The sequence below is a fragment of the Pseudonocardia tropica genome (assembly GCF_040105315.1).
In the GTDB taxonomy this organism is placed as follows: Bacteria; Actinomycetota; Actinomycetes; order Mycobacteriales; family Pseudonocardiaceae; genus Pseudonocardia; species Pseudonocardia alni.
Genome location: NZ_JBEDNP010000009.1, coordinates 224,541 through 250,665 on the forward strand (window position 1 = coordinate 224,541; position 26,125 = coordinate 250,665).

The window sequence follows — 26,125 nt, forward strand, 5'->3', positions numbered from 1 at the left end:
TCGCGGACGGGCAGACTCTACTTCCCGACCGGCGAGCGGCGCCCGTCCGGTCCGGGAGATCCACTCCGTGGATCCCGGCCCGTCGCACGGCGCGCGCCGATTGTGCTCTACGGAGAGTAGAACCGACAGCCCCCGACCGCGCACTCAGGGCGCCCTTCACCCGGATCCACAGGTCGCCGGCGGTGTGCGACGGTGGAGGTGTGGTGGTTCCGACACCCCCGCCGGGGACCCGTCGCCGGGAGCCGGGCTGGGACGTGCTGCGCAGCACCTTCGTGCTGCTCGTCGTGCTCTACCACGCCACGCACCTCGGACCGGTGCTCCACCCGGAGCTGGCGCCGCGCAGCGTCTCCTTCGACCACCAGGTCGGGGCGAGCCTGCTGCTGGTCGTCTCGGCCTACTTCGCCTGCGCGACGCTCGGCCGCCACTCCCCCGGGCGCTACTGGTGGGGGCGGGTCGCGCGGCTGCTGCCGGCGTTCGTCGTCGCGGTGCCGCTGGCCTGGGTGGCCCTGCGCTTCGTGTCCCCGCCGGACTGGGCGTCGCCGCCGGCACGGGAGATCGTCGTCAACTGGCTGATGCTGGGGAACTGGGACACCGGGCGCTATCCGTGGCTCGACCCGGCGTTCTGGACGCTGCCGCTGCAGCTGATGGCGTTCACCGCCGCCTCGGTGCTGAGCGTGACGCGCTGGGGGTACGGGCCGCGGTTGCGGCTGCTGCTGTGGGCGATGGTGACCGTCCCGCTGCTGCTGTGGCCGCTGCGGGCACGGCCGGGCGACGTCGCGGACCCGCCGTGGTGGTACCGGACCCTCGTCGACGGGCTGGGGTTCCACCGGCTGCACCTGTTCGTGGCCGGGATCGCGGTGTGGCTGTGGTCGACGCGGCGGATGCGCACCCCGCACGCGCTCGCCCTGCTCGCGGTGTGCGGCCTGGCCCAGTTCGTGCACGGCCTCGAGCCGGGGCCCGACGGCGTCGTGCGGATCGACCTCGACCACCTCGACGCGGTCGCCGCCGCGCTGGTCTGCGCCGGGATCGCGCTCGTCGCCGTGGTGGCCCGGCTGCCCCGGCCGGGCTCGCGGATGCCCGGCCCGCTGGCGACGGCGGTGCGCAGGCTCGCCGGCATCTCCTACGGCGTCTACCTGGTGCACCAGACCGTCGGCTACGTGCTGATGCGCCGGCTGCAGGACCTCGGCGCCGGGCCGCTGCTGCAGTCCGCGGCGATGCTGGCGGCGGCGGTGCTGCTCGGCTGGGCGCTGACCCGGCTGGTGGAACGCCCGGCCCACGCCGCGCTGATGCGGGCGTGGGACCGGCGCGCGGGCGTCACCTGAGCGGCTCGAAGACCTCGGTCCAGATCTCGGGCGCGGTGGCCGGGTTGGGCTGCGCGTCGACGATGTAGAACTCGGTGCCCAGCCCCATCGCGAACACCGGGTCCGGCATCGTCAGCATGAAGTGGTCGGGGCCCATCTGGCTGGCGTGCGCGCGCATCGAGGCCCGCTTGGTCCCGGCGTACTCGACGGCCTCGACCCGGTGGGTGATCTCGGACTCGGGCTTGCCGAACGACCCGTCGTCGGGGATCTCGGGCATCTGCCAGTCGCTGCCGCGCTCCTTCCGGAGCCCGCGCATGCCGCGGAGCAGCCAGTCGCGGTTGGTGGTGTTCTGCGCGACGACCGGGACCCCGGCGAGCTCACCGGCGCGGGCGCCGACCCGGTGCACCTGGATGTGGTCGGGGTGGCCGTAGCCGCCGTTGTCGTCGTAGGTGGTGAGGACGTCGGCCTCCTCCTCCTCGAGGATCAGCGCGAGCCGCTTGGCCGCGTGCTCCACCGGGGCCTGCCAGAAGCAGTAGGGGGCGTCGTTGCTGGGCTCGCCCATCATCCCGGAGTCGACGTAACCGAGGAACTCCACGCGGGCGACGCCGAGGGTGCGGGCCGAGGCGTGGCACTCCGCGGACCGGCGGACCGGCAGCTGCTCCCCCTCGGCCAGGACGCCGGGTACCGGCTCCCCGAGCTCACCACGGGTGGCGAAGACGAGGACGACGCGGTGGCCGAGCGCGGCGGCCTTGGCGAGCGTGCCCGCGGTGCCGATCGACTCGTCGTCGGGATGGGCATGGAAGCTGACGAGGGTCCCCACGGACGGTGAGCCTAGGAGCCGGTCGCGGCGGTGCCGCACCGGGCCGCCGTCGATCTACAGACCGTTGACGCGCCGTCCGATGTGTGTAGCATCACAGGCCCCGAACCGGCACAGGAGCCAGCCACCATGGCCGATGTCGTCAGCGTCGACAACGCCGATCCCGCCCACACCACCGTGCCCGTCCCCCGCGGACCGCAGGAGGCACCGGCGACCTTCAACGCCGCCGCCCACCTCACCGCCGCCCGGGTCGGGGCCGGGGACGGCGGCCGCACCGCGGTCCGGTTCCCCGGCGGCTCGCTCACCTACGCCGCCCTGACCGACCGGGTCCGGCTCGTCGCCGGGGCCCTGCGCCGGGCCGGCGTGCGCCCCGAGCAGCGCGTGCTGCTCGTGATGCCCGACGACGTCGAGCTGTTCACCGCGATCCTCGCGACCCTGTGGGCGGGTGCGGTCGCCGTGCCCTGCTCGACGATGCTGACCGGGCGCGAGCTCGCCGTGCTCGTCCGGGACTCGCGGGCGACCACCGTGATCGGCGGCGAGGCGTTCGCCGCGCACCTCACCGAGGCCGTCGCGGGGGCGCCCGACCTGGAGCGCGTCGTGCTGACCGGCGCCGACCCGCTGGTCGCCGGGGTCACCTCCCTGACCTGGGACGCCCTGCTCGACGGCGCCGACCCGCTGCCCGAGCCGCACCCGACCTGGGCGGAGTCCCAGGCCCTGTGGCTCTACACCTCGGGCACGACCGGCAGGCCCAAGGGCGCCATGCACCGCCACGACGACATCCGGTCCGTCGCCGACACCTACGGCCGCCAGGTCCTCGGCATCCACCGCGACGACGTCTGCCTGTCGGTCGCGAAGCTGTTCTTCGCCTACGGCATCGGCAACTCGATGTTCTTCCCGCTCTCGGTCGGCGCCTGCGCGGTCCTCGAACCGTCCCGGCCGGACCCCGATCACTACTCCCGCCTCGCCGAGCAGCACGGCGCGACGCTGTTCTTCGCCGTCCCCAGCTTCTGGGGTCCGATGATCGCCGCCGAGCTGCCGCGCGAGCGGTTCGCCACCGTGCGCCACGGCGCCTCGGCGGGCGAGGCGCTGCCCGCGCGGATGTTCCGCGGCGTTCTGGACCGCTACGGCGTGGAGGTCCTCGACGGCATCGGCTCCACCGAGGCGCTGCACATCTTCATCTCCAACCGGCCGGGCGAGGTCGTGCCGGGCAGCTCCGGCTTCCCGGTTCCCGGCTACGAGGTGGAGCTGCGACGCCCGGACGGCAGCGTCATCGACGGGCCGGACGAGCAGGGGATGCTCTACGTGGCGGGCGACTCGGTGTGCACCGGCTACTGGTGCCGCACCGAGGTCAACCGGGCGGTGTTCCAGGGCCGCTGGATGCGCACCGGCGACCAGTACGTCCGCGGCGCGGACGGGTCGTGGACCTGCCTGGGCCGGACCGACGACGTCCTCAAGGTCGGGGGCATCTGGGTCTCCCCCGGCGAGGTCGAGACCCGCCTGCTGGAGCACCCCGGGCTGGCCGAGGCGGTCGTCGTCGGGGTCCCCGACGCGGACGGGCTGGACAAGCCGGTCGCGTTCGTCGTGCCCCGCGACCCGGGCGCGGCCTCGTCGGAGACCGAGCTCGTGATGTTCTGCCGGGACGGGCTGGCCGCGTTCAAGCGGCCCCGCGCCGTGGTCACCGTCGCGGAGCTGCCGAGGACGCCGACCGGCAAGATCCAGCGCTTCCGGCTCCGCGCGCAGGCCGCCGGGCTGCCGGGGGTCACCGGGAGCCCGACCGACCCGCAGTCGGTGGTCTGACGCCCCGCTCCGACCTGTCTCGATCTGAGACGTCCGCTCGACCCGGGCCACCCCGCCGGGGTCGACTCGGCGGACGCACCGACGGCGAGGAGGCCGGCGTGGACACGTGGGACTGGATCCCGGAGACCCCTGCGACCTGGGACGACCGCAAGAGCGCGGTCCTCGACGGTCTCGACCCCGCGCTGTTCGGGCTGGGCAGGCCCGGCGACGGCGACCCGCTCGGCGACGAGTGGTGGCGGGTCGACGACACCGACGGCCGGACCGTCGCCTACGGCAGGCTCGACGACAGCTGGGGCGACGCGGAGATCCTCGTCCTCGTCGCGCCGGGGGCGCGGCACACCGGCGTCGGCTCGTTCGTGCTGCAGCGGCTGGAGGCCGAGGCGGGCCGGCGCCGGCTGAACCATCTCTACAACGTGGTGCCGCACGGCCACCCCGACCCCGAGCCGGTGACCGCCTGGCTCACCGCGCGCGGCTTCGCCCGCAACGACGTCGGCGAGCTGCGCAAGCAGGTCCCGGCCGCGCTGGTGCAGCACCAGGGCTGAGCCGGCCGGGGCCGCGCCCCGATAATCCACACTCTTCCGTCGCCACGTCATCTGGCTGTAGTCTTTGACGGCCGCAACGACGCGAGGAGGAGCGGGGTCCATGAGCAGTGCAGACCCGTCCGTCGACCCGGACGACGGCGACGTCCCGCGGGTGGACTTCGACCGCGACCCGTCGGGCTACCGGCACTGGCAGCTCACGCTCGCCCCGGACGACCCCACGGTCGCGTACGTGAAGCTCGACGTCGACGAGGCGGGCGGCCTCGTCCCCGGCTACGAGCTGAAGATGAACTCCTACGACCTCGGCGTCGACATCGAGCTCTACGACATCACCCAGCGGCTGCGGTTCACCCATCCGCAGGTCAGAGCGGTCGTGCTGACCAGCGCCAAGGACCGCAACTTCTGCGCGGGCGCGAACATCCGGATGCTCGCCGGGTCCGCGCACCCGTGGAAGGTGAACTTCTGCAAGTTCACCAACGAGACCCGCAACGGCATCGAGGACGCGACCGCGCACTCCGGGCAGACCTGGATCGCCGCCGTCAACGGCACGGCCGCCGGTGGCGGCTACGAGATGGCGCTGGCCTGCGAGCGGATCCTGCTCATCGACGACAACTCCTCCACCGTCGCGCTGCCCGAGGTCCCGCTGCTCGGCGTGCTGCCCGGCACCGGCGGCCTCACCCGCGTCACCGACAAGCGCCGCGTCCGCAAGGACCGCGCCGACGTGTTCGCCACGAGGTCCGAGGGCTTCGGCGGGAGGCAGGCCGTCGAGTGGAAGCTCGTCGACGAGGTGATCCCCAAGCGCCGCTGGGACGAGACGGTGGCCGAGCGGGCCGTCGAGGCCGCGGCGGCGTCGACGCGGCTGCCCGCGGACGACGGGATCGACCTGCCCCCGCTGGAGCGCACCGAGAACGCCGACGGCATCACCTACCCGCACGTGCGCGCGGAGTTCGACCGCGACCGGGGCCTGGTGGAGATCACCGTCGACGGGCCCGAGGGCGGTGTCCCGGAGAGCATCGAGCGCGTGCACGCCCTCGGCGCGGACTTCTGGCCGCTGGCCGTGACCCGCCAGCTCGACGACCTGGTCCTGCGCCTGCGCAGCAACGAGCCCGAGCTGGGCACCTGGGTGATCCGCACCCGGGGCGACCTCGAGGACGCGCTGGCCTTCGAGCGCGTGATCGAGCAGCACTCCGGCGACGACTGGCTGGTCAACGAGATCCGGCACTACTTCAAGCGCACCCTCAAGCGCCTGGACGTCACCAGCCGCAGCCTCATCGCGCTGGTCGAGCCGGGCTCCTGCTTCGCCGGCGCGCTGCTGGAGCTCGCCCTGGCCTGCGACCGCCAGTACATGCTCGACGGCACTCTGATCGACACAGCCGAGGGCACGGGCGGTCCGGGGCAGGGCGACGAGGCCCAGATCATGCTCACGGCGTCGAACTTCGGCACGTTCCCGATGTCCAACGGGCCGTCCCGGCTGGCGAGCCGCTTCCACGGCGACGACGACCACGTCGCCACGCTCCGCAAGGAGGTGGGGCGCCGCCTCACCGCGGGCGAGGCGCTGGAGCTGGGCCTGGTCACCGACGCCCCGGACGACATCGACTGGGACGACGAGGTCCGCATCATGCTCGAGGAGCGGGCCTCGCTCTCGCCGGACGCGCTGACCGGGATGGAGGCCAACCACCGGTTCGTCGGGCCGGAGACGATGGAGAGCCGCATCTTCGGCCGGCTCACCGCCTGGCAGAACTGGATCTTCGTGCGCCCGAACGCCTCCGGGCCGGAGGGCGCACTGCGCAAGTACGGGACGGGCCGCAGGGCCGATTTCGACCGGAAGCGAGTCTGAGCGATGAGCATCGACTACTCGGAGAAGATCCCCAACAACGTCGACCTCGCCGGGGACCGCAAGCTGCAGCGCGCCCTGGAGTCGTGGCAGCCCAACTTCCTCACCTGGTGGACGACGATGGGCCCGGCCGTGCCGACCCAGGACGTCTACCTGCGCACCGCCGTCGACGTCGGCAAGGAGGGCTGGGCGCGGTTCGGTCACGTCGCGATGGAGGAGTACCGCTGGGGCGTGTTCCTGGCCGAGCGTTCCGACGACCGCCGGATCGCCTTCGGCGACAACCGCGGCGAGCCGGTCTGGCAGCAGGTCCCCGGTGAGTACCGCGCCGACCTGCAGCGCCTGATCGTCATCCAGGGCGACACCGAGCCGGCCTCGGTCGAGCAGCAGCGCCGCCTCGGCGAGACCGCCCCCAGCCTCTACGACCTGCGCAACCTGTTCCAGGTCAACGTCGAGGAGGGCCGCCACCTCTGGGCGATGGTGTACCTGCTGCACGCCCACTTCGGCCGCAACGGCCGCGAGGAGGCCGAGGCGCTGCTGCAGCGCAACTCCGGCGACCTGGACAGCCCCCGCATCCTCGGCGCGTTCAACGAGGAGACCCCGGACTGGCTGTCGTTCTTCATGTTCACCTACTTCACCGACCGGGACGGCAAGTACCAGCTCGGCACGCTGAAGGAGTCCGCCTTCGACCCGCTCTCGCGCACCTGCGAGTTCATGTTGAAGGAGGAGGCCCACCACATGTTCGTGGGGACCACCGGCATCGACCGGGTGATCCAGCGGACCTGCGAGCTGATGCGCTCCCACGACACCGCCGACATCGCCCCGCACGGCGGCATCCCGCTGGACGTGATCCAGAAGTACATCAACTTCCACTACTCGGTCAGCCTCGACCTGTTCGGCTCCGAGCAGTCGACCAACGCCGCGAACTACTTCACCGCCGGGCTCAAGGGCCGCTGGCAGGAGGAGCGGCGTCGCGACGACCACGTGCTGACCGAGGACGGCTACGGCATGGAGCAGGTCCGCGACGGCGGCGTCGTCACCGACGAGGTCCCGGCCCTGCTGGCACTGAACCTGGACCTGCGCAACGAGTACGTGAAGGACTGCCGGTCCGGGCTGAAGCGCTGGAACCGCATCCTGCAGAGGAACGGGTTCGACGACCGCGTCCACCTCCCGCACGTCGGGTTCAACCGGCAGGTCGGGCTGTTCTCCTCCCACGAGCTCAGCCCGAAGGGCGACCTGATCTCCGCCGACGTGTGGGCGTCCCGCCAGGACGACTGGCTGCCGTCGGAGGCGGACCGGACGTTCGTGCGGAACCTGATGCGCCCGGTCTACGAGCCCGGGAAGATCGCGGGCTGGATCGCGCCGCCGTCGAACGGGATCAACGGCAAGCCCTTCGAGTACGAGTACGTCCACCTCGCCTGATCGTCCACACCGGACCGTTCACCGAGAGTGGTCACCGTTCGCCGACCGGGTGACCGTTCGCCGCCCGTCGCGCTCGCGTGACCCCGGATCGGGCCCGTTGACTGACCCCGTGGTGACAGGACGGGGTGCGGCGGGCACACGACGCGACGACGACGCCGGTGACACCGCCGACCGGGTCGGCGCCGCGGGTGTGGCCGCCCGGTTCGGCCGGGGCGCCGACGACGACGCGTCGCCCCCGGTGTTCGGCACCGCCCCGTGGGGCTACCGGCGGGCCGAGGTCGACGCCTGGGCGAGCTGGGTCGCCCGGCTCGTGGAGCAGGGCCGCCGGGAGACCGTCCGGGCGGACAGCGCGGAGGCCACCCTGCGGGCGACCCTGCAGCGCCTCGACGAGCTGGAACGGCGGCGCGACCCGGCCCCCGGCACGTCGGGCACCGGTGATCCGGCCGCGCTGCCCCGGCGCCGTCCCGGTGCGGCGGGCGCCCCCGTGCCGCCCGGCAGCGAGGAGGGGCAGCGCCTGCGGGTGGTCGAGACGACCCTCGGCGAGGTCATGGCGCTGCTGCAGCGCCTGGCGCCCTGATCCCTCCGCCCCGCCGGACCGGACCCGTCCGGCGGACCGCACGCCCTGCGGGCCGCCCGCCCGGGCGCCGGGCCCGGCCTCCCGGACGCGTCGTCAGCCGAAGTTCTCCACGTGCACGCGCCGCTCCGGCACCCCGGCGCCGAGCACGGTGCGCCGGACCATCGCGGTCCACCGGCCGGGCCCGCACACGTACACCTCACGCACCGCGATGTCCGGGATCCGGGCCCGCAGCGCGGCGAGGTCGTCGGCCCGGCCCGCGTCGGCGCCCCACCACGACCCCGCCGCCCGGCGACGCCCGGGGGAGGCCACCACGTGCAGGTTCCGCTCCCGGGCGAGGCGGGTGAACTCGCGGGCGAACAGCGGCTCGCGGGTGAAGCGGTGCACCACCACGACGTCGGCGGACTCGTTGAGGAACTTCTCCGCCAGCGCCCGCAACGGGGTCATCCCGACACCCGCCCCGATCAGCGCGACCCGCGGGCTGGTCCGGGTGCGCGGGGTGAGCCTGCCGTAGGGGCCCTCGATGTGGACCCGGGTGCCCTGCCGCAGGTTCGGGACGGCGGCGCTGCCGTCGCCGAGCTCCTTGACGGTGATCCGCAGCGAGCGGGCCGTCGGCGGCGCCGACAGCGAGTACGGGTTGCCCGCGGGCCAGCCACGCCCGGACCGGAACCGCCAGACGAAGAACTGCCCGGCCGAGGCGCCGAGCTCGCGCAGCCGCTCGCCGGTCATGTGCACCGACACGCTGCCGTCGCCCTCGGGCAGCACCGCGGCGACGGTGATCCGGTGCCGCCGCGACCGCAGCACCGGGACCGCGACCCGCCAGACCACGACGGCGAGCACCGCGGCGATCCACAGCCCCCACCAGAACACCGTCCGCGACGGCGAGGTGGTGAACTCCCGCCCCGCCCACAGCTGGTGCGGCAGCGCGAGGAACACCCCGGCGTAGCCCCACAGGTGCAGCAGGTGCCACCACTCGTAGCGCAGCCGGGTGCGGATCCACCGCGCGCTGGTCACGACGACGAGCACCACCAGGACGGTGCCGAGCGAGGCCGCGACCATCCCGGGCCAGGTCCACGTCAGCTGCCAGAACCCGGCGGGGACGCGCCCGACACCGGCGGGGCCGTGCGCCCAGCTCGCGCAGCCGACGTGCGCCACCATCCCGGCGAACGAGGCGATCCCGGTGCCGCGGTGCAGCGCGATGAGGTGCCGCTGGCCGAACGCCTGCTCCAGCAGCGGGATCCGGGCGGCGAGCAGCACCTGCCCGAGCAGCAGCAGCGACGCCAGCAGCCCGCAGAGCCGTCCGGTCTCGGCGACCGCGCGGGTGCCGCCCCCCAGCAGCCCGGCGGGGCCGCCGCCGTCGACCCACCAGGCGAGCGCGAGCAGCACCGCCAGGGCGGCGAGCACCCCGGTCGCACGGCGGACCCGGCGGTCGGCGCGGGCGACGTCGCGCGCGGGGACCGGTGGGTCCGGCTTGAAGCGGCCACCGGGTACCCGGACGGTGGGGGCGGAGAGGGACGACACAGTGCCGCCATCCTCCCCGACCGCCGGGCGGGGCCGTCGTGGACCCGGCCCGGCGCACCGGGGCGACCGCCGACCGCCACGACCGGGTGGCCGGCCGGACCGCCCGGGGCCGGTCCGTGGGGCGGGGAGAAGGATCGTCGTCGATGTCCGACTCGTACCTCACCCTGCTCGCGGCCGTCCTGGCGGTCGTGCTGCCCGTCGTGGTCGCGGTGGTCGTCACCGTGTTCACCGTGCGGCGGATCCGGCGCGACCCCCGACGGCTGGGCAACGCCTACTGGCTGCTGGCCACCGCGCTGCTCCTCGGGTGGGTGCTCGGCGTCGCCGGGTCCGGCGGGAACCCGGTGTTCGGTGCGCTCGTGCTCGTCGTGGTGCTGTCGCCGCTGATCACGGTGGTGTTCGCGGCGTTCTGCGTCCTCAACGGCGCGGTGATGCTGCGCCGCGAGCGCTTCTCGCTCGGCAACTCGCTGTCGCTGCTCACCGGCCTGGCGATCATCGGCCTGCTCGTCGCCGTCTGGCCGGTGCTGGCGCTGCACTCGCTCGTGCTGCGCGCGCTGTGGCTGGCCTGCCTGCTCGCGGCCGCGTTCCTGGCGTTCCAGTTCGCGGCGTTCCTCGGCTACGCGCGGCTCTACCGGTGGCTGGTGCGCGACCGCCCCGCGGACTGGGTGGTCGTGCTCGGCTCCGGGCTGCACGGCAGCGAGGTCCCGCCGCTGCTGGCGTCGCGGATCGCGACCGGGATGGACGAGCTGGCCCGGCGTGGTGCCGGGCGGTTGGTGCTGTCCGGCGGGAAGGGCGACGACGAGCGGCTCGCCGAGGGTGAGGCGATGGCGCGCTGGGCCGCGGCGCACGGCGCCGACCCGGCGGTGCTGACCGCGGAGACCGACTCGCGGACCACCGAGGAGAACCTGCGGTTCAGCTCGGCGCTGGTCGGCGACGGCCCCGGGGTCATCGTGACCAGCAACTACCACGCGTTCCGGGCCGCGCTGCTGGCCCGGCGGCTCGGCGTCGACGCCCAGGCCGTGGGGGCGCCGACCGCCGGCTACTACTGGCCCAGCGCGGTGCTGCGCGAATTCGTCGCGGTGCTGCGCGAGTACCGGGTGGCGAACGCGGTGCTGCTGGCCCTCGTCGCCGTCCCGGTGCCGCTGGTGCTCGTGCTCGTGGCCGGCTGAGCCCGGCTCAGCCGCCCGCGGCCGTCGGGGACGGCGGCGGCAGCGGCGGGCACTGCCTGTCCGACCGGTCGCCGCCGGTCCGCTTCGGCAGCGCGCCGGTGAGCAGGTAGTCGGCGACCGTGTCGTCGGTGCACGCGATCCCCGACAGCGACGACGAGTGGGTGTGCCCGCCGACGCCCTCGACCAGCGACGAGCCGGGGAAGGTCCGCCGGGCCTGGAGTGCGCCCTCGTAGGGGGTGGCGCCGTCGTAGGTCTCGGAGATCAGCAGCGGACCGGTCCTCAGCTTCCCGGCGACCTCCGGTGCGGGCCCGGGCTGCACCGGCCAGTCCCGGCACGGCGCGTTGTACCAGGCGTTGCCCCAGGTCTCGAACGGCGCCTTCCGGTCGGTGGCGGTGTTGTCGCGCTTCCAGGTGGCCCAGTCGTGCGGGAACGGGGCGTCGGTGCACTGGGTGGCGAGGTAGACGGCGTAGTTGTTGTCGTCGGTCGGCGAGCCGGCCTGGTCGTAGGCGGCCTTGAGCTTCGCCGCGTCCTTCTTCGTGCCGGCGACGAACGCGTCGGCGACGGAGGTGTACTCCCCCACGTTGTAGCCGGCGCGCAGGAAGATGTCGGTCCACTCCGAGGAGCCGATCCGCCCGCCCAGCGGGGCCTTCCGGAACTCCGCGGCGAGGTCGTGGAAGCGCTTCTCGACGGCGTCGCCGGTGTTGCCGAGGTGGTAGGCGGCGTCGTTCTTGGCGACCCAGTCGAAGAAGGTCTCGATGTTGCGCTGGAACGCGACGTCCTGGTTCAGGTTGGCCCGGTACCACCAGTCACGGGGGTCGACGACGCCGTCGAGGACCATCCGGCGGACCTTGTCCGGGAACATCGTGGCGTAGACCTGGCCGAGCATCGTGCCGTAGGAGAAGCCGTAGTAGTTGATCTGCTTCGCGCCCAGGGCCCGGCGGATCAGGTCCATGTCGCGGACGGTGTCCTCGGTGCGCAGGTGCGCGAGCAGGTCGCCGCCGGCCGTGCCGCAGGCCCGGGCGTACGCCTCGACCTTCGGCAGCCACGCCTTCTCGGCGCCGTTCTCCGGCCGGTAGTCGGGGCGGGCGTAGCCGCCGTAGTCGGCGTCGCAGGTCAGGGCGGGACGGCTGGTGCCCACCCCGCGCGGGTCGAAGCCGATCCAGTCGTAGGCGGCGCCGGCGTTCTTCGGGACGGCGCCGCCGAGCCGGGACAGTCCCAGCCCGGGGCCGCCCGGACCGCCGGGGTTGACCAGCACGACGCCCTGGTACTGCGCCTCGGGCACGGTGTGCCGGATCCGCGACACCGCGATCTCGATCTTCTTGCCGGCGGGCTCCGCATGGTCCAGCGGGACCTCCAGGAAGCCGCACTCGGCCGTGGCCTGCTGCAGCGACGGGCTCGTGCACGGACCCCACGTGATGCCCTGCCCCGGCGGCGGGGCGGGCGCGGCGGCCAGGGCCGGACCGGCCGTCCCCAGCGTCACCCCGACGGCGACGAGCAGCGTGATGATCGTCCTGCGCACCGGCTCCACCTCTCCGGGCGCACGCGCCCGCCCCCCGACCGAGGGGCAGACGTTGCCATTAGCAACGCTGTGTCCACAATCGCCACGCCCGCCGGTGCCCCGATCGGACCAGCGCGGATCGGGACGGGCTCAGCGACGTCCCCCGCAGCCACCGACGAGTGCGCAGGCCGCGCACAGCGCGGAGGGCGCCAGACCCTCGACGACGTCCGCGGCGGCCGCGGCCCCGCCGGCCGCCCGGGCGGTCGCCTTCTCCTCGGCGCAGCGGCGCGCGACGGTCTCCGACGACGACACCCGCAGCACGGCCTCCCGCAGCGCCTCCGGGGTCACGTCGTCCGCGGGGAGGTGCTCCCCCACGCCCAGTGCCGCGATCCGGTCCGCGTTGCCGAACTGGTCCACCGCCTGCGGCACGGCCACCATCGGCACCCCGTGCCAGAGCCCCTCGGTGCAGCCGCCCATCCCGGCGTGGGTGACGAACGCCGACGCGTGCGCCAGCACCGCCAGCTGCGGCACCCACTCGCGGACGGTGACGTCGTCGGGGACCGCGCCGAGGTCGTCCGCGGACACGTGCGGGCCGGTGGCGAGCACGGTCTGCCAGCCGGTGCCGGTCATCGCCTCGATGCAGGCCCGCCAGAACCCCGGCCGGTCGGTGTAGGCCGAGCCGAGCGACACCAGCAGCAGCGGGGCCTTCGGCTTCGGCCACAGCCCCTGGTGCGAGCGGTCGCCGATGACCGGGCCGACGAAGGTGTAGCGGTCGCGGTCGACCCGGTCGAGCTCGGGCTGCATCGCCTCGGGGATCAGTGCCACCGAGCGGTCGGGGCGGCCGAGGAACTCCCGGTTCCCGACGCCGGCGCCGACCTCGTCGAGCCAGGCGTCCAGCTCGGCGCGCCAGGCGAGCCCCTCGGGGGCCTCCAGGAACGCGAAGGCCTCGGCCATGTCGGTCTCGAAGCCGTCCCAGGCCACCATGTGCGGGGACAGCTCCACCCGCGGGACGCCCCGGACCCGGGAGAACGCGTGCCCGGCCCAGCCGCTGCCGTCGTAGCAGACGACGTCGGGGTGCTCGTAGCGCAGCGCGTCGGCGATCTGGTCGTAGGCGGAGCGGGCCTCGGCCGAGAACAGCCGCATCGCCGCGACGCCGCCGTCGGGCCACTGCTCGCCCTTCGCCGGGTCGGGCAGGTCGGTGCGGATCCGCAGCGGCGTCGCGCCGGTCGCGGCGACGGCCTCGGCGAACCGCTCCGGGACCGGGTACGTGACGCGGTGGCCGCGGGCGACCAGCTCGGCCATCACCGGCAGGTTCGGGTGGACGTGGCCGTGCGCGGCGGTGGTCGACATGAGGACGTGCACGACACCGAGTGTGCCTTGACCGGCCGGGCGCACGCCGACGAGGATCACCGGAATGGCCCGGCTGCGCTGCGACGTCGTCGCCGACTCCCTCGGACTGGCCACCTCGGTCACGGTGCTGCTGCCCCAGCCGTCGCGGACCCGGATCGGCGCCGGGGTGCGCGACCTCGACGCCCCGCCGCCGGTGCTCCACCTGCTGCACGGGCTGTCCGACGACGACACCGCCTGGACCCGCTACACCGCCGTCGAGCGGTACGCCGACGAGCTGGGGCTCGCCGTCGTCATGCCGCAGGTGCACCGCAGCTTCTACACCGACCAGGCCTACGGCGGCCGCTACCGCACCTGGGTGACCGAGGAGCTCCCGGCGCTGGTGGCGCGGTTCTTCCGGGTGTCGGCCGACCCGGCGGAGACGTTCGTGGCGGGCCTGTCGATGGGCGGCTACGGCGCGCTGTCCTGGGCGCTGGCCGAGCCCGGCCGGTTCGCGGCCGCGGCGTCGCTGTCCGGGGCGCTCGACCTCGCCGCGCTGGCCGCGGGCCCGCCACGCGAGGAGGACCCCCGGATCTGGGAGCGGATACTCGACGGCGCCCCGGTGGCCGGCACCGACGCGGACCTGTCCACCCTGCTCGCCCGGCTCGACCCGGCCGCCGCGCCCGCGCTGTACGTGTGCGCCGGCACCGAGGACCCGCTGCACCCGCAGTCGGTGCGCTTCGCCGAGCGGGCCCGGGCCGCCGGGGTGTCGGTGACCACCGCGTTCGGTCCCGGCGAGCACGAGTGGGGCTACTGGGACGCCCGGATCCGCGACGTCCTGGACTGGCTGCCGCTGCCCCGCTGAGCCCTCGCGTGCCCGCTCACCAGGGCAGCGGGCCGTGCCGGTCGGAGTAGGTGCCCGACGCCGCCGCCGCGTCCCCGGTCGCGGCGGCGGCGATCGCGTCGGTGCCCTCCTCCACGGTCTGGGTGCCGGAGTTCCCGTTGAGGTCGGTCCGGGTGTAGCCGGGGTCGACCACGGCGACGTGGACGTCGGGCAGCTCGGCGGCGTACCGCGCGGCGACCATGTTCAGCGCCGCCTTCGACGACTGGTAGGCGAACCCCGGCACCCGCGACTCGATCCGCTCCGGGTCGGCGGTCAGCCCGTGCGACCCCAGGCCGCTGGACACCATGACGATCCGCGGGGCCCGGGCCGCCGCGAGCAGACCGAGCATCGCGTGGGTGACCCGGACCGGGCCGAACACGTTGGTCTCGTAGGTCGTGCGGACCAGGTCGGCGGTGGTGTCCGCCGCGCTCGAGCGGCCGCCGACCACGCCGGCGTTGTTGACCAGGACGTCCAGGCGGCCGTACTCCGCCCGGATGCGGTCGGCCGCCGCGGTGACCGACGCGTCGTCGGTGACGTCGAGGTCGACGGCGACGGCGTCGATCCCCTCGGCGGCCAGCTTCCCGGCGGCCTCGGCCCCGCGGCCGTGGTCGCGGGAGCCCAGCAGGACCGTGTGGCCCAGCGCGCCAAGGCGCCGGGCGGTGGTGAGGCCGAGTCCCTTGTTGGCGCCGGTGACGAGGACGATCGTGGAGTCGGTCATGGCACGAGCCTGCGCCCGGCCGGTGGGTCCGGCCAGGCACGGCGTAGCCGGGGACCGGCCGTACCAGGCTGCGGACGGCCGGCGCGGGCATCCTGGAGCCGTGGACCGTACGGAGCTGGGACGGGTGCTGCGGACGTGGCGGGAACGGCTGCGCCCGGCCGACGTCGGGCTGCCCGCGGGCCCCCGTCGCCGGACGCCGGGCCTGCGCCGGGAGGAGGTCGCCGCACTCGCCGGGGTGGGCGTCGACCACCTGACGCGGATCGAGCAGGGCCGGGGCGCGCACCCGTCGGAGTCGGTGCTCGGCGCGCTGTCCCGGGCGCTGCGCCTGGACCGGGCCGAGGCCGAGCACCTGTACCGGCTGGCCGGGGCCGCCCCGCCGGGGCCGGGCCGGATCGGCCGCTCGGTGCGCCCCGCGGTACTGCGGCTGCTGGACCGGTTCTCCGACCTGCCCGCGGTGCTGCTGAACGCCCGGATGGACGTCCTGGCCTGGAGCCCGCCCGCGACGGCGCTGCTGGGCGACCTGTCCGCGCTGCCGGAGGAGCGGCGCAACCTGTGGGTGCAGCACTTCCTCGACAGGGCCGACCGGGTCGTCGTCGCCGACGACGACGAGCGGGACCGCCGCGACCGCGCCCTGGTGTCCGACGCCCGCGCGGCGCTGGCCCGCCATCCCGGCGACCCGGAGCTGGCCGCGCTGGTGGACCGGCTGCGCCGCGGCAGCCCCCGGTTCGCGTCGCTGTGGCAGGAGCGCACGGTCGTCGAGCACCTCGACGACCGCAAGACCTTCGCCCACCCCGCGCTCGGCGCGCTCACCCTGGACTGCGTGCTGCTGCGCATCGACGACGACGACCAGCGCCTGCTCGTCTACTCCGCCACCCCCGGCTCGCCCGACGCCGACGCGCTGGCCCTGCTGCGGGTGCTGGGCACCCAGGAGGTGGCCGCGCCGGTCGCCCCGCCCCGGCCCTGCCCGGCCCGGCCCGACCGCGCCGGGCCCCGGTCAGCGCACCAGCCGGACGGGGGCGCCCGCGGTGCCGTGCAGGAGCAGGTCCGGCCCGTCGGCCTCGGCGTGGACGGCCTCGGCGACCCAGCGGGCGACCGGCACGTTCTCACAGGCGATCAGGGTGCTCGGGTTCGCCGTCGCGCGCAGCGCGCCGTCACCGTCGAGGGCCCAGTCGCCGCCCTGGCCGTTGCAGCCGTCCGAGCCGGTCCAGGTGCCGTCCGGGGCGAACTCGGCGAACGCCCGGCCCTGCGCGGCGCCGTCGGCGGGCAGCCAGCGCACGCCGGTGAGGTCGGCGGCGACGGCGGCCCGCGGCCCGGCGGCATCGGCCCCCGCGGACCCGGACGGCCCGCCGCAGCCGGCCAGGACCAGCGCCGCGAGCAGCGCGGGGGCCGGGAACCTACTGCTCGTCGTCACGGTGCGCGGCACCGATCTCGAAGGCGGGCAGACAGACGGCCACGTACTCCGCGCCGTCGGGGCCGGGCGAGCTGTAGCGCACCCACTCCCCCGGCGTGGTGTGCACGGCCTGTCCGGCGGCGACGTCGAGCTCACCGCCGTCGAACTCGACGCGCAGCGCGCCGCGCAGGACCAGGGTGTACTCGTCGAACTCCGGGGTCTGGCCGGGCTCGGCCCAGCCCGACGGGCTGCGCATGTGCGCGACCGAGACCGCTCCGTCGCCGGAGTTCACCCGGCCCACGTACTCGTCGATGGTCTTCGGCGGGGTCCCGGCGGCGGTGACCCGGCTGGCGTTCTCGATCAGCTTCGGCACGGCACCATCCTGCCGCCTCAGCGCTCGGCGGGCGGCCGGGGTGCGGGCAGCGCCGGTGCGGGGCGCCCGTCCACCGGCTCGGCGGGGAACGGTCCGCCGTGCGCGGACAGGTCGATGCACACCGACCGGGCGGGCGGCAGGACGAGCACCGTCTGGTCGGCACCGGGCCGCATCGGGTGCCGGTGGTGCGCGGCGACCCAGCCGCGGTTGCGCCAGTGCCCCTCGACCCGGACCACGCCGACCACCTCCCGCGGTGTCCCCGCGGGACGACCGCGACGGTACCCCGCGCGACCCGGCCGCCGGGAATACCCTAGGGGGGTATGTGCGCTGCAGCGGGCGTCCACGACGTCGGGAGGCAGACGATGCACGGCGAGCCACGGGCGGCATCCGCCCCGCAGGAGCACGGGACGCACCCCGGCGGCGACCCCGGGGCCCACAGCGGCCACGCCGGGCACGGCGCCCCCGCGGGACACGGCCACGCGGACCACGCGGCGGTGTTCCGGGACCGGTTCGTCGTCGCGCTGGTGCTCGCCGTCCCCGTCGTCGGGTTCAGCGCGATGACCGGGATGCTGCTCGGGTACGCGCCCCCGGCGTGGTCGGCGTGGATCCCCCCGGTGCTCGGCACCGTGATCCTCTTCTGGCCGGGGTGGCCGTTCCTGTCCGGCGCCGTCGCCGAGATCCGGGCGCGCCGGCCCGGGATGATGCTGCTCATCGGCATGGCCGTGGGCGTCGCGTGGGTGGCGAGCCTGCTGAGTTCGCTCGGCGTCGGCGGGCTGGACTTCTGGTGGGAGCTGGCGCTGCTGGTCGTGATCATGCTGCTCGGGCACTGGCTCGAGATGCGCGCGCTCGGCCAGGCGTCCGGGGCCCTCGACGCGCTGGCCGCGCTGCTGCCCGACACCGCCGAGCGGGTCGGCGCCGACGGCACGGTCGGCACGGTCGCACCGGCCGACCTGACCGTCGGCGACGTCGTGCTGGTCCGGTCGGGCGCCCGGGTGCCCGCCGACGGCACGGTCGTCGACGGTGCCGCCGAGGTGGACGAGTCGATGATCACCGGCGAGTCCCGGCCGGTCCCGCGCGGGACCGGTGACCGGGTGGTGGCGGGCACGGTCGCCACCGACTCGGCGCTGCGGGTCCGGGTCGACGCCGTCGGCGAGGACACCGCGCTGTCGGGCATCCGCCGCCTCGTGGAGAACGCGCAGGGCTCGCGCTCCCGGGCCCAGGCGCTCGCCGACCGCGCGGCGGCGCTGCTGTTCTGGTTCGCCGCGGGTGCCGGGGTGCTGACCTTCGGCGCGTGGACGCTGCTCGGCGACACCGCGCAGGCGGTCACCCGCACCGTCACCGTGCTCGTGATCGCCTGCCCGCACGCGCTCGGGCTGGCGATCCCGCTGGTCATCGCGATCTCCACGGCCCGCGCGGCACGCTCCGGGGTGCTGGTCACCGACCGGCTCGCGCTGGAGCGCACCCGCACCGTCGACACCGTGCTGTTCGACAAGACCGGCACGCTCACCACCGGCAGCCCGCGGGTCGTCGGGACCGCGGGCGCCGCGGACACCCTGGCCCTGGCCGCCGCCGTCGAGGCCGACAGCGAGCACCCGCTGGCCCGCGCCGTCGTCGCCGCGGCGGACGGGCGGGCCGTCCCGGCCGCGCACGGGTTCCGCTCGCACACCGGACGCGGGGTGTCCGCCACCGTCGACGGGCGGCCGGTCGCCGTCGGGGGTCCGGCGCTGCTGCGCGAGCGCGGTCTGGACGTGCCCGCCGGGCTGACCGGCGACGTGCACCGGTGGGGCGACGACGGCGCCACCGTGCTGTACGTGGTGGCCGGTGCGGACCCCGGTGAGGTGGTGGGCGCGCTCGCCGTCGCCGACGCGGTCCGCCCGGAGTCCCGGGCCGCGGTCGACGCACTGCACGCCCGCGGCGTACGGGTCGTGATGATCACCGGCGACGCGCGCCCGGTGGCCGAGGCGGTCGCCCGCGACCTGGGCGTCGACGAGGTGGTCGCCGAGGTGCTGCCCGAGGGCAAGGACGAGGCGGTGGCCCGGCTCCGGGGCCGCGGCGCGGTCGTCGCGATGGTCGGCGACGGCGTGAACGACGCCCCGGCGCTGGCCCGGGCCGACGTCGGGATCGCGATCGGGGCCGGCACCGACGTCGCCGTCGCCTCGGCCGGGGTGGTCCTCGCCTCGTCCGACCCGCGCGGGGTGCTGTCGGTGATCGCGCTGTCCCGCGCCGGGTACCGGAAGATGCTGCAGAACCTGTGGTGGGCGGCCGGCTACAACCTGGTCTCGGTGCCGCTCGCGGCCGGGGTGCTCGCCCCGGTCGGGTTCGTGCTCCCGCCCGCGGTCGGCGCGCTGCTGATGAGCCTGTCCACGGTCGTCGTCGCGCTCAACGCGCAGCTGCTGCGCCGGGTGGAGCTGCGCCCGGACCGGCTGGTCAGCTGACCCGGGGTGGCGCCGTCGTCGCCCGGACCACCAGCCGGGTCGGGACCTCGACATCACCGGGGACGCCGCCGGGGACATCGCCGGAGACACTGCCGCCCAGCGCGGCGAGCAGCGCCCGGGCGGCGAGCTCGCCCTGGCGGCGGACCGGCTGGGCGACCGTGGTGAGCTCGGCGACGGCGGCCGAGTCGTGGTCGTCGAACCCGACCACCGACACCTGGCCCGGCACCGCCACCCCGGCACGGCGCAGGGTGCGCAGCACGCCGACGGCGAGCTCGTCGGACATCGCGAACACCGCGGTCGGCATCACCGGGAGGAAGAGCAGCTCGGCGGCCGCGGCGTCGCCGTCGGTCACCCCGGCCCCGGTGGCGACGACGGGTCCGCGGGGACGCCCGGCCTCGGCGTGCGCGTCGGCCCAGCCGTCGCGCCGGTCGGTCGTCGTGGCGCGGCCGTTGGCCTCGTCGGGGTCGAACGACACCAGCGCGACGCCGCGGTGGCCGAGCCCGAGCAGGTGCCGGACGGCGGTCCGGGCCCCGGCGCGGTCGTCGATGCCGATCCGCGGCCGTCCCGGCATGTCCCCGCCGAGCACGACGACCGGGATCCCCAGCGCGTCCAGCGCCGCGGCCTCGGTGGTGTCGATCGCCGAGGCGACGACGATCAGCCCGTCGGCGCGCCCGCGCACCGGCAGCGTCGCGAAGAAGTGCGCCCGCGCGTCCGGGTCGCCGAGGTTGTGGAGCTGGGTGACGTGCCCGGCCGCGGACAGCACCCCCTCCACCCCGGCGACGGCCTCGGCGAAGTACCAGCGGGTCGGGAAGCGGGCGAGCACGGCGACCGTCAGCGGCCGGACGGGGACGGAGTAGCCGAGGGAGGCCGCCGCCCGCCGGACGCGTTCGCGGGTGTCGTGCGAGACGGGGGTGCCCTCGCGCAGGGCGCGCGACACCGTCGCCGGGGAGACCCCGGCGAGCTCGGCGACCCGCCGGACACCCACCCGGCGTACGACCTCGCGCACCGGCTCGTCCGTCACGGGGGTCATCGTGCCCGCGTCTCGACAGCGGTTGCAACCGGATGAAACACTCTGCAACACCGCCCCGCCCCACGATCCGTACCCGGGAGCATCATGTCCGTGCACGAGCAGGACTGGTGGCGCAACGCCGTCGTCTACCAGGTCTACATCCGCAGCTTCGCCGACGGGAACGGCGACGGGACCGGTGACCTCGCCGGTCTGCGCAGCAGGCTCGACCACCTCGCCCGCCTGGGCGTCGACGCGATCTGGATCAACCCCTGGTACCCGTCGCCGCTGGCCGACGGCGGCTACGACGTGGCCGACTACCGCGCGATCAACCCGATGTTCGGCGACACCGCACAGGCCGAGGCCCTGATCGCCGAGGCGCACGCGCGCGACATCCGGGTGCTGCTCGACATCGTCCCGAACCACCACTCCGACGAGCACGTGTGGTTCCGGCAGGCGCTGGCCGCGGGCCCCGGCTCGCCCGAGCGCGAGCGCTACCTCTTCCGCGACGGCCGCGGCGCGAGCGGTGAGCTCCCGCCGAACAACTGGGAGTCGATGTTCGGCGGGCCCGCGTGGGAGCGGGTCGTGTCCCCCGACGGGACGCCGGAGCAGTGGTACCTGCACCTGTTCGACATCCGGCAGCCGGACGTGAACTGGGAGCACCCGGAGGTCCGCGCCGACGTCGAGGAGACCCTGCGCTTCTGGTTCGACCGGGGCGTGGACGGGTTCCGCGTCGACGTCGCGAACTCGATGGTGAAGGAGCCCGGGCTGCCCGACATCGTCAACGGCGTCAACGACGCCCAGGACGGCGGCCACCCGTACCTCGACCGCGACGGCGTCCACGAGATCTTCCGGTCGTGGCGCCGCATCGGCGACACCTACGACCCGCCGCGGGTGTTCGTCGCCGAGGCCTGGGTGCCGGACCCACAGCGTCTGGCCCGCTACCTGCGCCCGGACGAGCTGCAGACCGCGTTCAGCTTCAACTTCCTCACCGCGGCCTGGCTGGCCGACGACCTGCGCGCCAACATCGACGACGCGATCGCCGAGAACACCCGGGTCGGCGCGCCGGCGACCTGGGTGCTGTCCAACCACGACGTCTGCCGGCACCCGAGCCGGCTGGCCCGCAAGCCCGAGGCCGGGCGCGGCTGGAACCTCGACGACGTGATCGCGCTGCCCGCCGACCCCGAGCTCGGCCTGCGCCGGGCCCGCGCGGCGACGCTGCTGATGCTCGCGCTGCCCGGCACCGCGTACCTGTACCAGGGAGAGGAGCTCGGGCTGCCCGAGGTCGAGGACATCCCGACCGACCGGCTCGACGACCCGACCTGGGAGCTGTCCGGGCACACGCTGCGCGGCCGCGACGGCTGCCGCGTCCCGCTGCCCTGGGCCGCGGGCGAGCCCGGCTTCGGGTTCGGCCCGTCCGGGACGCCGTGGCTGCCGCAGCCCGACGTGTTCGCCCGGCACGCGGCTGACGCGCAGGAGGCCGACCCGGACTCGGTGCTGCACCTCTACCGGGACGCCCTGGCGATCCGCCGCGCGCACCCCGCACTCGGCGGCGGCGCGCTGACCTGGCAGGAGTCGCCGGAGGGCACGCTGGCGCTGGCCCGCACCTCGGACTCCGGCGACGGCGGCTTCACCTGCCTGGTGAACGTCTCCTCGGCGCCGGTGTCGCTGCCCGAGGACGCCGAGGTGATGCTGTCCAGCGGCCCGCTCACCGCCCGCGGCGAGGTCCCCGCCGACACCGCGGTGTGGCTGCGCCACTGACCGGCGCCACCGAGGGGTCCGCGACGGCCGGGCCGGGCGGACGCCCGGTCCGGCCGCCGGCGGCTCAGGCCACGATCGGCAGCCCGGCGAACCAGACCTCGCGCAGCGTGCGCTCGGTCCAGCGCCAGACCCGCCGCGCGGCGACCGGGTCGAGCGCGTGCGTGGCGACCCCGCCCGCCACGCCCGGCCCGGCCGGTCCCGCCTCCGCGAGCCCGGCGAAGTAGCGCCCGCTGATCCCCCCGACCAGCGGCGACGCCGCGGCCAGCACGACCGTGGCGGCCCCCTGCTCGGGGTCGGTCCCCACCGGGCCGGGGTCGGCGGCGTTCACCGCGATCCCGTCGCCCGACCAGCGACGCGCGGCCTCGACCGCGTGCAGCAGCGCCGCGCTGCGGGACCGGGCGTGGGCGAGGTGGGCGTCGTAGCGCTCGTCGGAGAAGTGCGGGTCCTCCGGGTCGAACGCCGCGTCCCGGTGGGCGGCGGAGGTCACGGTGACCACCCGCGCGCCGTCGACCGCGGTGAGCGCCCAGTGCAGCCCCGAGGTGAGCGACGCCGGCCCGAGGTGGTTGACGGCCAGGTGCAGCTCCCAGTCGTCGACGGTGCGGGTCAGCGGGGCACCGGTGACGGCCGCGGCGTGCACGAGCATGTGCAGCGGGCCGTCCCACAGGCGCACGAAGCGGGCGATGGAGCGCTGGTCGGACAGGTCGAGCTCGCCGACGGCGACGCGCTCGTTGCCGGTGTCGGCGACGATGCCGTCGCGGGCGACGGCACCGGCCTCGGCGTCGCGCACGGCGAGGGTGACCTCGGCCCCGGCGGCGGCCAGTGCGCGGGCGGCCGCGAGGCCGACCCCGGCGGTCGCACCGGTGACGACGGCGCGCCGGCCGGTGAGGTCGACGCCGGCGAGCACGTCGGAGGCGGAGGTCCCGGCCGGTGCGGCCGGTAGGACGGCACGGGAGGTGCCGGTGGTGGACAGGGGACGGGATCGGTCGGTCGTGGAGCGGAACAGCATGGCGTGATCCCTTCTGAGCACCGGGTACGCGGTCGGTGACGTCGTCGTTGCGTCGCCGTGTCCCCGGGGACAAGTAAACGGAGGATCCTCCGTATGACCCGGGACTCTATCCGGAGCATCCTCCGGATCGCAAGACGTATCGTGGGATCGACAGTCCCACCCGAGGAGGCACCGTCATGGGCACCAGCACACGTTCCGGCCTGCGTGCGGACGCCGCGCGCAACCGTGAGCTGCTGCTGGCCGCGGCCGTGCGCGCGTTCACCGCGGAGAGCCGTGGCGGCCCCGCCACGACCCTCGACGGCATCGCGAAGGACGCCGGCGTCGGCATCGGCACGCTCTACCGGCACTTCCCGAACCGGGACTCCCTGGTCGAGGCCGTGTACCGCAACGAGCTCGACCGGCTCTGCGCCGCGGCCGAGGAGCTGGGCACCGCGCTGCCCGCGGACCGGGCCCTGCGCGCCTGGATGGACCGCTTCGTCGACTACGTGATCACCAAGAAGCACCTCGCGGACTCGCTGCACGCACTCGTCGCCTGCGGGCACAACCCGTTCGCGCAGAGCCGCGAGCGGATGGTCGAGGCGGTCCGCCTGCTCCAGAAGGCGGGCATCGCCGACGGCACCCTGCGCGACGACGTCGACGCCGCGGACGTGCTCGTCGGCACCAGCGGGATCTGCATGGCCGTCGCCGACCCGCAGGGCCGCGAGCAGGCCGGACGCCTGCTGGACCTGCTGGTCGACGGCCTGCGCCCGCGCTGAGCCCCGGCCCGGCCACCCCGGGTGATCGTCCGGACACGTAGGATCTCCCGCGGACGAGGGCCCCGGCCCGGACGAGCACGGAGGCATGATGGGTGAGCTGGTGCGCCGCGGAACCGTCGTCGCACCCGCTCCCCCGGCCGACCTCGTCGCCGCCCCCGGCTACGGCGCACGCCGGATGTACCAGGCCTACCTCGCCGCCTGGAGCCGCCACGTCGACCCGGTGCTGACCGGCCCGCAGTTCGCGGTGCTGTCGGCGATCCGCGCCTACCCGGAGTCCGACCAGAGCTCGCTGGCCGGCGCCGTCGCCCTGGACACCTCGACGATGGCCGACGTCTGCCGCCGGATGGAGCGCCGCGGGCTGATCGAGCGCACCGAGTCCCCCCGCGACGCCCGGCGCAAGATCCTCTCCCTCACCGGCGACGGCGCGGCCGCCCTCGCCGAGGTCACCCGCCGGACCCGGCGCCTGGACGCGGAGCTGCTGGCCGCGGTGCCCGAGGACCGGCGCGCGGAGATCGCCGGCCTGCTCAACACCCTCGGCAGCCACTGGGAGGCGGTCGCGGAGCGGACGTCGTTGCCCGACAACGGCTGAGCCCGGCCGCCCGGGTTACGTCCCGGTTTCCCTTCCGGGTCGTTCACGCGAAAACCTTGCGTATCCGGATAGTACGTGCTCGGATTACTTCTCGTGCGGGCCACGTCACAGGCCCGGCGGACGTGAGGAGGTAGTCGTGGCACCCAGCCAGTCCCTGGAGATCACGGTCACGGGGGGCGGTCTCGGCGGGCTGACCGCCGCACTGGCCCTGCGCCGTCAGGGCTTCCGGGCCACCGTGCTGGAGGCCGCGCCGCAGCTCGGCGAGGTCGGTGCCGGCATCCAGACCGCCCCCAACGCCAGCCGGATCCTGTTCGGCCTGGGCCTGCGCCGGTCGCTGGAGCGGATCCACACCGCCCCGCAGGACCAGGTGCGGCGCCGCTGGGCCGACGGCTCGATCATCGCCCAGCTCCCGCTCGGGCAGCAGGTCGTCGACACCTACGGCGCCCCGTACTGGCACTACCACCGCGCCGACCTGCACCGGATCCTGCTCGATGCCTGCCTCGACCCGGACGGCCCCGGCCCCGCGGTCACCGTGCACACCGACGCGAAGGTCGTCGAGCTCGACCGCACCGACCCGGACCACCCGGTCGCGGTCACCGCGCGCGGGCTGCGCGTCGCGGGCGACGTGCTGGTCGGCGCGGACGGCATCCGGTCCGGCGTCCGCGACCTCGCCGGGTTCGACGACACCCTCGTCTTCTCCGGCGAGATGGCCTACCGCGCCCTGATCCCCGGCGAGCTGATCGCGGCGGACCCGGCGACCCGGTTCCTGCTCGACCGCTACCACTCCACGATCTGGTACGGCCCCGGCAGGCACCTGGTGCACTACATGATCCGCCGCGGCGAGTACCTCAACGTCGTCGCGATCGTCCCCTGCACCGAGCAGGTCGAGCGCGACTGGAGCGCCCCGGCGACCGCCGAGGACCTCGTCGCCGACTTCGCCGACTGGGACGACCGCGTCCCGGCGATGCTGTCCAAGGCCAAGGACGACGTCTCGGTGTGGGCGCTGTACCGGCGCCGCCGCGACCCCGTCTGGATCGACGGCCGGGTCGCCCTGCTCGGCGACGCCTGCCACGCGATGCTCCCCTACCAGGCCCAGGGCGCCTCCCAGGCGATGGAGGACGCCGCCGTGCTGGCCGAGGAGCTCGGCGCGGTCGGCCGCGGCGGGATCGACACCGCGCTCGCCCGCTACGTGCAGCGCCGCGCCAAGCACGCGGGCGTCGTGCAGGACGCCTCGCTGCAGAACATGGACTTCTACCACCTGCCCGACGGCCCCGAGCAGCGCGAACGCGACGAGAAGCTGCGCCGCTTCCAGGGCGAGTCCGACGTGTCGTACGACTGGCTGTGGCGGGGCTCCCCGCGCAGCGACCCGGACGACGAGTCCGTCACCTACCCCTTCGCCCGATAGAGGAGCACCGAC

23 protein-coding genes and 1 pseudogene are annotated in these 26,125 nt (G+C 75.1%); 14 read left to right on the forward strand and 10 right to left on the reverse strand.

The features are described from left to right. Positions 1 to 200: 200 nt before the first annotated feature. Positions 201 to 1,322: an acyltransferase family protein gene (locus WHI96_RS16965; RefSeq protein ID WP_345645921.1), complete on the forward strand. Its 1,122-nt coding sequence runs from the start codon at positions 201 to 203 to the stop codon at positions 1,320 to 1,322. On the opposite strand, the gene WHI96_RS16970 is transcribed toward WHI96_RS16965, so the two are convergent. Continuing rightward, positions 1,315 to 2,121 (reverse strand): PIG-L family deacetylase, encoded by an 807-nt coding sequence (locus tag WHI96_RS16970; protein WP_345645924.1) that lies wholly within the window; start codon positions 2,119 to 2,121, stop codon positions 1,315 to 1,317. The two genes, WHI96_RS16965 and WHI96_RS16970, sit on opposite strands and share 8 nt — an antisense overlap. 126 nt (positions 2,122 to 2,247) lie before the next feature. Here WHI96_RS16970 and WHI96_RS16975 point away from each other — a divergent pair, with 126 nt between their 5' ends. From WHI96_RS16975 to WHI96_RS16995, 5 genes are all read left to right on the forward strand, one after another. Further along, positions 2,248 to 3,915, forward strand: a complete 1,668-nt coding sequence (locus WHI96_RS16975) for a benzoate-CoA ligase family protein (protein WP_345645928.1) — start codon at positions 2,248 to 2,250, stop codon at positions 3,913 to 3,915. Between the two features lie 98 nt (positions 3,916 to 4,013). Then, entirely contained in the window at positions 4,014 to 4,457 is a 444-nt protein-coding gene (locus tag WHI96_RS16980; protein WP_345645930.1) for a GNAT family N-acetyltransferase, read from the forward strand. A 100-nt stretch (positions 4,458 to 4,557) separates the two neighbouring features. Further along, positions 4,558 to 6,291 carry a 2,3-epoxybenzoyl-CoA dihydrolase gene (boxC, locus tag WHI96_RS16985; protein WP_345645932.1) on the forward strand — a complete coding sequence of 578 codons (1,734 nt, stop codon included), beginning with the start codon at positions 4,558 to 4,560 and terminating at the stop codon, positions 6,289 to 6,291. A 3-nt stretch (positions 6,292 to 6,294) separates the two neighbouring features. After that, positions 6,295 to 7,707, forward strand: a complete 1,413-nt coding sequence (gene boxB / locus WHI96_RS16990) for a benzoyl-CoA 2,3-epoxidase subunit BoxB (RefSeq protein WP_345645934.1) — start codon at positions 6,295 to 6,297, stop codon at positions 7,705 to 7,707. A 109-nt stretch (positions 7,708 to 7,816) separates the two neighbouring features. Next, the gene (locus tag WHI96_RS16995; RefSeq protein WP_345645936.1) at positions 7,817 to 8,284 is read left to right on the forward strand and encodes a hypothetical protein; all 468 of its coding nucleotides are present in this window, start codon (positions 7,817 to 7,819) and stop codon (positions 8,282 to 8,284) included. A gap of 93 nt (positions 8,285 to 8,377) precedes the next feature. Here the strand turns inward: WHI96_RS16995 and WHI96_RS17000 are convergent, their stop codons facing one another. Next, entirely contained in the window at positions 8,378 to 9,802 is a 1,425-nt protein-coding gene (locus WHI96_RS17000) for a ferredoxin reductase family protein (RefSeq protein WP_345645938.1), read from the reverse strand. A 143-nt stretch (positions 9,803 to 9,945) separates the two neighbouring features. Between WHI96_RS17000 and WHI96_RS17005 the strand changes: the two genes are divergently transcribed. Continuing rightward, positions 9,946 to 10,968, forward strand: coding sequence for a YdcF family protein (locus WHI96_RS17005; protein ID WP_345645940.1), 1,023 nt, complete (start codon positions 9,946 to 9,948; stop codon positions 10,966 to 10,968). A 7-nt stretch (positions 10,969 to 10,975) separates the two neighbouring features. On the opposite strand, the gene WHI96_RS17010 is transcribed toward WHI96_RS17005, so the two are convergent. Continuing rightward, entirely contained in the window at positions 10,976 to 12,487 is a 1,512-nt protein-coding gene (locus WHI96_RS17010; protein WP_345645943.1) for an alpha/beta hydrolase, read from the reverse strand. 129 nt (positions 12,488 to 12,616) lie between these two features. Then, complete coding sequence (locus WHI96_RS17015; protein WP_345645946.1) at positions 12,617 to 13,828, reverse strand: macrolide family glycosyltransferase; 1,212 nt, start codon at positions 13,826 to 13,828, stop codon at positions 12,617 to 12,619. A gap of 52 nt (positions 13,829 to 13,880) precedes the next feature. Between WHI96_RS17015 and WHI96_RS17020 the strand changes: the two genes are divergently transcribed. Next, the gene (locus tag WHI96_RS17020; protein ID WP_345645949.1) at positions 13,881 to 14,657 is read left to right on the forward strand and encodes an alpha/beta hydrolase; all 777 of its coding nucleotides are present in this window, start codon (positions 13,881 to 13,883) and stop codon (positions 14,655 to 14,657) included. A gap of 16 nt (positions 14,658 to 14,673) precedes the next feature. On the opposite strand, the gene WHI96_RS17025 is transcribed toward WHI96_RS17020, so the two are convergent. After that, the gene (locus tag WHI96_RS17025) at positions 14,674 to 15,393 is read right to left on the reverse strand and encodes an SDR family NAD(P)-dependent oxidoreductase (RefSeq protein ID WP_345645952.1); all 720 of its coding nucleotides are present in this window, start codon (positions 15,391 to 15,393) and stop codon (positions 14,674 to 14,676) included. On the opposite strand from WHI96_RS17025, the pseudogene WHI96_RS17030 reads away from it, so the two are divergent. Further along, positions 15,392 to 16,291 (forward strand): annotated as a pseudogene (locus tag WHI96_RS17030) (helix-turn-helix transcriptional regulator); the annotation flags it as partial. The gene WHI96_RS17025 and the pseudogene WHI96_RS17030 sit on opposite strands and share 2 nt — an antisense overlap. A 96-nt stretch (positions 16,292 to 16,387) precedes the next feature. Here the strand turns inward: WHI96_RS17030 and WHI96_RS17035 are convergent. The 3 genes from WHI96_RS17035 to WHI96_RS17045 are packed head-to-tail and all read right to left on the reverse strand — an operon-like array spanning position 16,388 to position 17,392. Further along, positions 16,388 to 16,804 (reverse strand): META domain-containing protein, encoded by a 417-nt coding sequence (locus tag WHI96_RS17035; protein ID WP_345646067.1) that lies wholly within the window; start codon positions 16,802 to 16,804, stop codon positions 16,388 to 16,390. Beyond that, positions 16,788 to 17,156 (reverse strand): cupin domain-containing protein, encoded by a 369-nt coding sequence (locus tag WHI96_RS17040; RefSeq protein ID WP_345645955.1) that lies wholly within the window; start codon positions 17,154 to 17,156, stop codon positions 16,788 to 16,790. The genes WHI96_RS17035 and WHI96_RS17040 overlap by 17 nt, the downstream gene beginning before the upstream one ends. 17 nt (positions 17,157 to 17,173) lie before the next feature. Further along, the gene (locus WHI96_RS17045) at positions 17,174 to 17,392 is read right to left on the reverse strand and encodes a hypothetical protein (protein WP_345645958.1); all 219 of its coding nucleotides are present in this window, start codon (positions 17,390 to 17,392) and stop codon (positions 17,174 to 17,176) included. A gap of 84 nt (positions 17,393 to 17,476) precedes the next feature. Here WHI96_RS17045 and WHI96_RS17050 point away from each other — a divergent pair, with 84 nt between their 5' ends. Next, positions 17,477 to 19,591, forward strand: a complete 2,115-nt coding sequence (locus WHI96_RS17050; RefSeq protein ID WP_345645961.1) for a copper-translocating P-type ATPase — start codon at positions 17,477 to 17,479, stop codon at positions 19,589 to 19,591. Here WHI96_RS17050 and WHI96_RS17055 read toward each other — a convergent pair. Then, complete coding sequence (locus WHI96_RS17055) at positions 19,584 to 20,612, reverse strand: LacI family DNA-binding transcriptional regulator (RefSeq protein ID WP_345645965.1); 1,029 nt, start codon at positions 20,610 to 20,612, stop codon at positions 19,584 to 19,586. The two genes, WHI96_RS17050 and WHI96_RS17055, sit on opposite strands and share 8 nt — an antisense overlap. Before the next feature lie 93 nt (positions 20,613 to 20,705). On the opposite strand from WHI96_RS17055, the gene WHI96_RS17060 reads away from it, so the two are divergent. Then, on the forward strand, positions 20,706 to 22,358 hold the full coding sequence (locus tag WHI96_RS17060) for a glycoside hydrolase family 13 protein (protein ID WP_345645968.1): 1,653 nt from the start codon (positions 20,706 to 20,708) through the stop codon (positions 22,356 to 22,358). A gap of 64 nt (positions 22,359 to 22,422) precedes the next feature. Here the strand turns inward: WHI96_RS17060 and WHI96_RS17065 are convergent, their stop codons facing one another. Further along, positions 22,423 to 23,364: an SDR family NAD(P)-dependent oxidoreductase gene (locus tag WHI96_RS17065; protein WP_345645971.1), complete on the reverse strand. Its 942-nt coding sequence runs from the start codon at positions 23,362 to 23,364 to the stop codon at positions 22,423 to 22,425. Between the two features lie 176 nt (positions 23,365 to 23,540). Between WHI96_RS17065 and WHI96_RS17070 the strand changes: the two genes are divergently transcribed. The 3 genes from WHI96_RS17070 to WHI96_RS17080 all read left to right on the forward strand — a co-directional run bounded on the left by WHI96_RS17070 (position 23,541) and on the right by WHI96_RS17080 (position 26,113). Next, on the forward strand, positions 23,541 to 24,119 hold the full coding sequence (locus tag WHI96_RS17070) for a TetR/AcrR family transcriptional regulator (RefSeq protein ID WP_345645974.1): 579 nt from the start codon (positions 23,541 to 23,543) through the stop codon (positions 24,117 to 24,119). Positions 24,120 to 24,207: 88 nt separating this feature from the next. Next, positions 24,208 to 24,708, forward strand: coding sequence for a MarR family winged helix-turn-helix transcriptional regulator (locus WHI96_RS17075; RefSeq protein ID WP_425571608.1), 501 nt, complete (start codon positions 24,208 to 24,210; stop codon positions 24,706 to 24,708). A gap of 136 nt (positions 24,709 to 24,844) precedes the next feature. Further along, positions 24,845 to 26,113, forward strand: coding sequence for an FAD-dependent monooxygenase (locus WHI96_RS17080; RefSeq protein ID WP_345645981.1), 1,269 nt, complete (start codon positions 24,845 to 24,847; stop codon positions 26,111 to 26,113). Positions 26,114 to 26,125 lie beyond the last annotated feature (12 nt).

Bases quoted from the DNA above. Each gene is read 5' to 3' on its own strand.
- WHI96_RS17005 (WP_345645940.1), top strand. From the start codon at position 9,946: ATGTCCGACTCGTACCTCACCCTGCTCGCGGCCGTCCTGGCGGTCGTG.
- WHI96_RS17070 (WP_345645974.1), top strand. From the start codon at position 23,541: ATGGGCACCAGCACACGTTCCGGCCTGCGTGCGGACGCCGCGCGCAAC.
- WHI96_RS17025 (WP_345645952.1), bottom strand. From the start codon at position 15,393: ATGACCGACTCCACGATCGTCCTCGTCACCGGCGCCAACAAGGGACTC.
- boxB (WP_345645934.1), top strand. From the start codon at position 6,295: ATGAGCATCGACTACTCGGAGAAGATCCCCAACAACGTCGACCTCGCC.
- WHI96_RS17060 (WP_345645968.1), top strand. From the start codon at position 20,706: ATGTCCGTGCACGAGCAGGACTGGTGGCGCAACGCCGTCGTCTACCAG.
- WHI96_RS17075 (WP_425571608.1), top strand. From the start codon at position 24,208: ATGGGTGAGCTGGTGCGCCGCGGAACCGTCGTCGCACCCGCTCCCCCG.
- WHI96_RS17050 (WP_345645961.1), top strand. From the start codon at position 17,477: ATGTGCGCTGCAGCGGGCGTCCACGACGTCGGGAGGCAGACGATGCAC.
- WHI96_RS17020 (WP_345645949.1), top strand. From the start codon at position 13,881: ATGGCCCGGCTGCGCTGCGACGTCGTCGCCGACTCCCTCGGACTGGCC.
- WHI96_RS16975 (WP_345645928.1), top strand. From the start codon at position 2,248: ATGGCCGATGTCGTCAGCGTCGACAACGCCGATCCCGCCCACACCACC.
- WHI96_RS17065 (WP_345645971.1), bottom strand. From the start codon at position 23,364: ATGCTGTTCCGCTCCACGACCGACCGATCCCGTCCCCTGTCCACCACC.
- boxC (WP_345645932.1), top strand. From the start codon at position 4,558: ATGAGCAGTGCAGACCCGTCCGTCGACCCGGACGACGGCGACGTCCCG.